The 7,405-nt window shown below is 56.2% G+C and carries 7 protein-coding genes and 1 pseudogene; 3 read left to right on the forward strand and 5 right to left on the reverse strand.

Going from position 1 to position 7,405, the window contains the following annotated elements; all coding sequences use genetic code 11:
- Window positions 1-101 precede the first annotated feature (101 nt).
- Window positions 102-272: pseudogene (locus tag IWX85_RS19770) on the forward strand (IS630 family transposase); the annotation flags it as partial.
- 115 nt (window positions 273-387) lie between these two features.
- Here the strand turns inward: IWX85_RS19770 and IWX85_RS19775 are convergent.
- Together IWX85_RS19775 and IWX85_RS19780 are read right to left on the reverse strand one after the other, a co-directional pair.
- A complete protein-coding gene (locus IWX85_RS19775; RefSeq protein WP_196870932.1) occupies window positions 388-729 on the reverse strand; it encodes a HigA family addiction module antitoxin in 342 nt (113 codons plus the stop codon).
- Between the two features lie 346 nt (window positions 730-1,075).
- Window positions 1,076-1,531 carry a hypothetical protein gene (locus IWX85_RS19780; RefSeq protein ID WP_196870933.1) on the reverse strand — a complete coding sequence of 152 codons (456 nt, stop codon included), beginning with the start codon at window positions 1,529-1,531 and terminating at the stop codon, window positions 1,076-1,078.
- Between the two features lie 71 nt (window positions 1,532-1,602).
- On the opposite strand from IWX85_RS19780, the gene IWX85_RS19785 reads away from it, so the two are divergent.
- Complete coding sequence (locus IWX85_RS19785; protein WP_196870934.1) at window positions 1,603-1,923, forward strand: helix-turn-helix domain-containing protein; 321 nt, start codon at window positions 1,603-1,605, stop codon at window positions 1,921-1,923.
- A gap of 36 nt (window positions 1,924-1,959) precedes the next feature.
- Here the strand turns inward: IWX85_RS19785 and traI are convergent, their stop codons facing one another.
- On the reverse strand, window positions 1,960-4,743 hold the full coding sequence (gene traI, locus IWX85_RS19790) for a TraI/MobA(P) family conjugative relaxase (RefSeq protein ID WP_196870935.1): 2,784 nt from the start codon (window positions 4,741-4,743) through the stop codon (window positions 1,960-1,962).
- 100 nt (window positions 4,744-4,843) lie between these two features.
- Window positions 4,844-5,170, reverse strand: a complete 327-nt coding sequence (locus tag IWX85_RS19795) for a DUF1778 domain-containing protein (RefSeq protein WP_196870936.1) — start codon at window positions 5,168-5,170, stop codon at window positions 4,844-4,846.
- 562 nt (window positions 5,171-5,732) lie between these two features.
- Here IWX85_RS19795 and IWX85_RS19800 point away from each other — a divergent pair.
- Window positions 5,733-6,737: a hypothetical protein gene (locus tag IWX85_RS19800; protein WP_196870937.1), complete on the forward strand. Its 1,005-nt coding sequence runs from the start codon at window positions 5,733-5,735 to the stop codon at window positions 6,735-6,737.
- A 547-nt stretch (window positions 6,738-7,284) separates the two neighbouring features.
- On the opposite strand, the gene IWX85_RS19805 is transcribed toward IWX85_RS19800, so the two are convergent.
- On the reverse strand, window positions 7,285-7,405 hold a 121-nt coding region (locus tag IWX85_RS19805; protein WP_196870938.1), incomplete at its 5' end, for a transposase.

A 7,405-nucleotide genomic window follows, 5' to 3' on the forward strand; every position in this document is an offset into this window, starting at 1 on the left:
CGGGAGAGTGATGTGAATGCGGTGTTCTGGTCATGAAATGAAGCTGTCGGGCAGTTAGCCATCAAAGAATTGGATGCGACAACAATTCTGACACCGGGGGCCCGGAAGAGCGACTCAACGCCGATCTGAAGCAGGAATTGGGCAAGCGCGTGCCGATCAGAACCAAGGCTAAATTACGTGAGGCGGCCAACGATCACATGGCGATGCTCGAGCAAAACCCCGAGCGGGTTATGAGCTACTTCCAGGATCGTCGGGTTCGCTATGCAGATTAAAACTTCACAGGGCCGGATCAATAGGTGAATCGTTGGCGCGGTTCAACCACGATAAAAAGTGTTCCATAAAGCTGGGGAACCCCTTGTAGAGAAATTCAGTTACATCAACCCGTCATCATGCCGCCAAACTAAAGCGAACATCGTTTGCGCGCATTGCAGTTTCTATAAGAGGAACGATTTCCTCAGTAATCTTTTTCATCAATGTTTTTTCAGCCAGCTTTAGGTCGTAAGCCTGTTGCAGATTGAGCCAAGACTGTGCACCGCCACCAAAGAAGCGCGCCAAGCGAAGGGCAGTATCAGGGGTGACGCCCCGCCGACCACGCACGATGTCACTCATACGTGTGGCTGGCACGTGCAGTCCTTTGGCCAGCGCATTCACCGACATGCCGATGGGCTTCAAAAAGTCTTCCAGAAGTATTTCTCCCGGGTGGATTGGGCGCATTCCATTTGCAATCATGGCTTTCTCCTTTCAGTGGTAATCAACGATTTCAACGCTTTCGGGGCCTTTAGCGAATTGTCAACGCCACCAAAAGCGCAGAAAAAAACCAGCCGCGTCAAGCCGCTGCCGCGCTGGCCTTGCCTGCTGCGCATGGTGCGCGCATGACTGACCCCGGCCTACTGGCTGGTGCGCTGCCAGTCCGCCTGTGCGAGCGTACCCCTGCCGGCCGAACTCGCCGCGCTGCTCGGCACATTGAACGCCGGCCAGGGAATCAACTTTTATCTCCGGTTTTAACAAACTACCGTCAAGTCACCGCCCTTCATTGCGTCTTCGAACATTGTTCTAAATGCCCATGTGCGTGCGCTCAGCCATTCCAGCGAAACCGAAGGACGGGGTTTTTCAACTTTTCACCGGGCGTGCCGTACCGGGTGTACTTCACGCCTTCATCAGTCTCGTACATCTCGCCCGTGGGCGGACCCTCTACCGAAGGCTCCTGCGCCATCCAGACCGCTTTGAGCGGCTCCATTTTCCAGCGCCCGCTGCCGTTGAGATGCCCGGGCGTCACCACCAGGACCGAGCCCACCTTGACCCGGCCTTTGGCGTGCTCGGCCAGCAGGGCTTCGACGTCCTGGATGTGGGCAAACATCATCGTGCGGTTGCGCATCAGCACCGTCTCGTGCCCGGCCGGCATAGGCTGAAAAAACACCACCATGAACCAGGGCACCTCCACGGCCAGTTCGGCGGCCAGCCAGGCGGTGTCGCCGTCGACGCTCATCAAGGCGGAAAGGGGCGATCTAAAATCTTCTTTGGTGTTAAACATAAGGGTCTTTTTGCGTGAATGAGTCCTATAGATTGTAGCGCTATAGAGTTCATTGAAGGCCAATGGCAGGCATGCACCTGACCAAACACCCTACAAACAACTTCCCGGCAGCGCTCAAAGACGCACGCACGTCCCTTAGCCTGGCCCAGGAAGCCTTCAGCCTGGCCTCGAGCCGCACCTATGTGAGCAGCCTGGAGCGGGGCATCAAAAGCCCCACCCTGAGCAAGGTGGACACGCTGGCCGACGTGCTGGGCATCCATCCGCTGACGCTGTTGATGCTCTCCTACCTCGAGGACCGGCGCGCGGAATCAGCCGAGGCCTTGATGGCGCTGGTGGCCCAGGAGCTGCGCCTTGTCTTGCGAGAAAGCAATTCGGGGAAAGCAGTTCGCTGAGCAGGCTTTTTTTGACCCGCCTGCTTTGCGCTGGCATCAGTCTCCGTGCCCGCCCTTGCCTTGCACTACGGTGTTTTTAGCAGCCACCTGGCCGCGCTTGTAGTGAACCTCGATCGCATCGCCGGCCTCATGGGGCGGTGCATGCACGGTGGCATGCAGGATGTAGGCGCCAAGCCGGGTGCTCAATTGCGCAAAGCCGGGCACTGCCTCGCCCAAGGTGGCCACAATTTTGCCGAAGTAGGTTTTCTCACTGTCATGGGCTGAGGGCGTGAGAAATTGGGCGTTTGCGTCGATGGCCAGCACCATGTCGCGTAGTCGCTCATGCCGGGTTTCGAGCTGCTCTGGCGTGGCCGGGGTTGGCAACAACGCCGCCTGCTGCGCCGTCTTTGCTATGGATGAGGATGAGGCCAGGGTGAGAAGGTCTGCCTCCTCGGCTGCGGCCCCCACAACCACAGCAGGCGACTGCACTGCGGGCTTGGAGAGCGGCACCCCCTCGCTCATCGGAGGGCCGGATTGGTGGACTGACCCCGATTCATCGCCGCGTTGCCGTCGGCGTGGAGGGCGCGTGAGCGCTGGGCGCACCACCTGCGCGTTAAGCCCGGCAGCGGAATCGGCAAGCGTCGGCGGTACCTGAAGCACCGCTGGCGAAGGCGCCAGCAGCGCCGGTGGCGCTTTTTGGACCACAAAAGGTGCTGGCGCGGCGGGGACAAGCACCACCTGCAGCGCCTGGCGGGCAAGCAGGTGGTGCGCCACCACCTGCTGAAGTTCCGGGTTAAGGATCGAGATCCCCATCTCGTCGGCCAGGCGTGCCATTCTGCGCATAAACACAGGATCGCTACTCGTGAGCGTCAGTGGCTGACCAAATTTGTGCTGCGCATGGGCCAGCGCCAGGCCAATTTCGTCATCCGTCACCCGCTTGCGGTCAAACGTGACCCGGTTGCCGCGGTCCGTAAAGAGATGCATCCCCGCTGGGTCCCGGTATTGGACATTGCCGTTGCCCGTGACATGCCACGCCATGGCGCTGTACCGAACCAGCAAGGGATCCGCTTCAAAGGGCCGCATGGCGCGGCTATTGGCAGAGCGAATGGCCGCTTCTTTCTTTTCCTCTTCCAGCAAACGCGCCATGACGCGTTGGTACTGCTGCGCGCGCTGCTCTTGACTGTCGGCAGTGGCCTCAATCGCTTGGGTGTCGCTGGCGGTATCGCGTTTGGCGTCCCGCTGGGCCTGATACACGATGCCCCGCAACGCTGACAAGGCGGCCTGGTCCCCCAGGCCCGATTGCACCAGCAGCCAGGCACGCCAGCTCAAGGGCGGCGTGCGCACTGCCCGCAACGAATGGCTTTTTTCCTGAAAATCAGCATCCACTAGCAGCTTTCGCCGCAGGCTTTCCGCATCGATTTCACCACGGGTGATGAAGCAAATGTACAAGTCGGTGGCCTTGGGAATGGCCAGCTTGGCTGCCTTGCTTTGCGCACGGATATGCCGCAAGGCCACGCTGCGCGCAAGCTGCAGCGCCTTCAGACGGGTGAAGTGCTCCGTATCACCACCCCTCACCGCGTTGCGGTGCTGGGCAAAGCGTTGCTGCAGATCCAGGCGCGCGTCGCTGCGCTGCGCCTTGCGCTCTGCGCGTTGGGCACCATCGCGTTGAGAGCTTTTATGCATGTCATGCTCACGCTCAAAGCGGGGTGCGGTGTCGCGCAGCAACGCGTGCCCTCGGCCTTGAGATGGACTTACCGCCTGGCGCGCCAAGAGGATGTGCGCCGGCGGACGCTCTGCCATGGCCAGCACAGCGCTCACCCCTTTGGCAATCTGCTTGGGCGTCAGGTGCGAAAAATCAGGCACGCGGCAGGCAATCTCTTGAAGGTTGGCATAAGGGCCCCAGCGCTTTTCCAGTGCATCGCGTTTCAACACCCGCAACCCCTTGCTGGCCGCCAAGTCAAGGATTTCGCCCGTTTCAGCGCAAACGGCGTGCAGCCTCATGCCGCCACCGCCACTGTCCTTGAGGGTGATGTCGTAGCGGCTTAGCCAAGCATGCAGCGCGTACCAGCCGGTTAGCTCCGCCAATGCGGGCTTCAACGCTTTGGCCACCGTGGTTTTGAGCCAGGATTCCAGGCTGTCGGGATCATGCCAGGGCGCCAGAATATCTTCGCGCCCGAGCTCATGGTGCACGCGCCGGGACGCTGCGGCTAAAGCATCGAAACGCTCACGGCTGGGAACCACGTGTTTTTGGCCATGGTCATCCACCTCGACCACGAAGAGACCGTTGTCGTGCGACCAGCCATGCTTGATTTCACTTTCACGCGCTGCGCGGTGCAACGTTTTATGTGCCCAGGCAATATTATGTGATTTGAATGTACGGGGATGAATTCGATTGACCGCAATATGGCAGTGCCGGTTGTCGGTATTGCCATGGACTGCCAGCACGTACTGATGCGCGCCCAGGCCCAGCGCGTCCAGTGCGTGCTCTGCCGCATCAAAGATCAGCTCGGCCGTGGGTTGTTCATGCTCGGGCCAGCTCAGGATGATGTGATACACCGGATCGAGGCAACGGGTATTTTTCTGCGCCACCGTATTCATCTCCAGGCGGGCCGTGGCCATGCCCGTCACGCCGTGCGTGCGAATGGCGATGCACTTTTCCGCGCCTGAGTTGTCGTCCGTGGATGTGGTGGCGTAATCAATCACATTGGCAAAATCATTGACCAGCTGACAAAGCAGTTCCACGGATTGATCTGGAGTCGCCTCGATATACGCCACCAGATCATCGAACGGTTTGGCCGCGCTGACCTTGAATTTGCGCTGCTCTGGAATATGGGGAATCATGCCAGGGGCGATCAAACGTTATTTATTATGCATAACGTCCTGCCAGCCTTTGAGTGTATTAATCGGTCATTGCGTTCAGTGCCAAGCAAATGCAGCAGCTTCATTTTTCAATTCGCAGCATGGCGGCCACCGCTTGACTGATGACGGGTTGCCACTGTTCCTCTGGCGGCAGCGCGCCGGTAGCAACGACTGCGCTGTGCAGCGCTCGAATGTCTTTGACAACTTCTATCAGCATCAAGATGAGGTCGATTTCAAACCGGACTTCGGCTTTTCTTCCCAGCGCTGCGCGGCGGATGAACTCTGAAACGTCGAGCTGGCGCAAGGCCGCGGCATCGCGGATGTGATGATCTTCTTCGCGTGTCAGGCGTAGCTCGCGGCGAACTGACCGGGCGTCGGCGTCGTCTTTCTTTTTGAACAGCGTGGTCATGCCTGATCTTACAGGGCGCCATCACCACTGACATCGCGAACGGGTCTCGGGGCAAAGCCCTGAGTGGGCGGCGACGGGCGCGCAGCGACCTAGCGGGCCAAGTATTCTGGATTACGGCGTTAGCCGTACATCCAGCATCCTGTCCTTAATGGTAAAAGTTATCTAATAGTGCACTCAAAGTACCTACTAAACCTTGCTATCTGAATTTTTTTGGTGTACTCGACGTCTCTTTGGCCTTGAACCACTGTCAAGCAAAAAGACTTTGACGGCTAGGCAGTGAATTTTTACCGAGATAGCATTTGACTTTCAGTCAAAGATGCTTACTGCTAGATTGATTTTTTTGATAGATTCACAGTGCCTGTCTGATCAAGCTGCCGGATTTTATTTGGCGAAGTTAACGTTTCCTTTGCCTTAAACCACCATCAAACAACAATGAATCTGACTGCTATTCGAGGAATTTTTATGGAGTTAATGCTGAAGTGCCAGCTAAAATGACGGTGATGCTGCGACTTATTTGGCGTACGGATAATTTACGAAAAACTTTAAAGGCCTGACTCATTTCATGATTTCCAAACCATTACGTGCCAAGCGCACCGGGCCATTGCGTCGCATAGCCAGTGCTGATTTTCCGACTGCGGGTGCATTTTTAGAAGCCGCCACGGTGATGGTCATTCCTGATGATCAAACGCAGCGCAAAGCATTTGAATCATTGATGCCGCATTTGTACATACTACGAAACAAGGGATGTTCATGGGCGCAATTAACCAGCCTGCTGGCTGACGCCGGGCTTGTCTATCAGACGTCGACTGTGCGCACTTACTACAGTGAAATGCTGGCTACTCGACAAGATATTTGTCAGCGGCAAATGAATGAGCATATTTTGCTGATGGCTGAGATTAGGAAGCAGACCAAAGGCGTTGACCTGGCGGCCATGAGCAGTCGGGTTTCAGCCATCCTGGAAAAACAACAGGTGCAGGTTAGTTCAAAACTCGACGCTGTGTTTGGTTCTGTCGCTCAACCGGTATCTCCTGGCGTAGCGCTTGTACCGCTATCGACGCCGCCTTTGGCGCTCGCTGCTTCAGCGGTGACGCCAAACGTTGGAAATCAAAATATAGAGCATCGCCCTGCCCCACAAATTGAACTCAACCCTGCACCCACCCGTGCGGATAATGCAATACCAGTTGCCCCAGTTATCAAACCCACTGCGCAGCGCATGGCAGACTCACAGAAAGAAGCGACACTGCCGGTTAATTTCAATCTCCGTTGTTCTGATTTATCCGCCGATGCTATTCCGCTGAAACTACGGGAAGGCATGCCAGAAGCCTTTTACCTTCCTGGAGATTTGGAGCATCCCTGCGTACCGGGTGTCATGCTTTCACTTGAACAACGCTTGTGCAGTATTCATTTAACTTTCATCAATACGGAAGATGGAGAAATAACAATGGAGACACCTGAAGAAAAACGTTTCCGAATTATGTGGCGAAAACGATTCTCAACGATCATATCAAGCACAAGTCATCAGTTCAAAGAGATTAACCCAGAGTTTTTTAGAAAGGCAATTGACTAATTGACAGCCAGATTGCAGATCTACTGCCGTTTATTGGCAACCCGCCTCACCCTGAAGGCCCAATCAACGCAGAACCACAAGGCTGGCTTTAGGAAGGTGTGTTCATCGGCTTGCTTACGCTGCCGTGCTCTGGCTCGATTGATGACAAGCCTGCGTATTTCAGCGAATGGGAACGCTCATTTTGAGACAATAAACGGCGATTCCGGGCAGCATGAACGCTGCGGCGTTGTTGATGCGATGTGGCGAGCTCAAATTGGAGGTCGAGGTGGTTTTTTGGTCGATGCGTCCTTTCCTTGCGCGCGTTTCACGTGTTAATCAATTTACGAACTTACTGGCTGGCCGGCCGGCCGCAACTTTTCACATCCCGCGCAGTGCGACTTCTCCTGCTGTAGCCTGTAGTGGGAGTGAGCAAAACACTATTGCTTGGCCCGCCACCGGCCAGATAGTCAGGTGGTACGAAGCTCGGACAGTGCAAAACTTCAGATAAAGCAACTTCTTTTCTGTAAATTTCCGAGATTCGGTCTTGGGTACTGGTGATTGGCAATGCTCAGGGCTTCATGGAGAGGTAGATTTTTGCGGTCATCCACTCCTCGTCTTGTTCGGCCAGCAAGGCGCTGATTAAGCGCAGGCAGCTGGCCGAGTTAGGAAACAACGTGGCGACACGGGTA

Origin of the sequence: Polaromonas sp. CG_9.11 (genome assembly GCF_015752225.1) — a bacterium.
In the GTDB taxonomy this organism is placed as follows: Bacteria; Pseudomonadota; Gammaproteobacteria; order Burkholderiales; family Burkholderiaceae_C; genus Polaromonas.

What these genes read in the sequence shown, in the direction of transcription:
- IWX85_RS19775 (WP_196870932.1), bottom strand. Translation starts at nt 729, where the DNA reads ATGATTGCAAATGGAATGCGCCCAATCCACCCGGGAGAAATACTTCTG.
- IWX85_RS19780 (WP_196870933.1), bottom strand. Translation starts at nt 1,531, where the DNA reads ATGTTTAACACCAAAGAAGATTTTAGATCGCCCCTTTCCGCCTTGATG.
- IWX85_RS19785 (WP_196870934.1), top strand. Translation starts at nt 1,603, where the DNA reads ATGCACCTGACCAAACACCCTACAAACAACTTCCCGGCAGCGCTCAAA.
- traI (WP_196870935.1), bottom strand. Translation starts at nt 4,743, where the DNA reads ATGATTCCCCATATTCCAGAGCAGCGCAAATTCAAGGTCAGCGCGGCC.
- IWX85_RS19795 (WP_196870936.1), bottom strand. Translation starts at nt 5,170, where the DNA reads ATGACCACGCTGTTCAAAAAGAAAGACGACGCCGACGCCCGGTCAGTT.
- IWX85_RS19800 (WP_196870937.1), top strand. Translation starts at nt 5,733, where the DNA reads ATGATTTCCAAACCATTACGTGCCAAGCGCACCGGGCCATTGCGTCGC.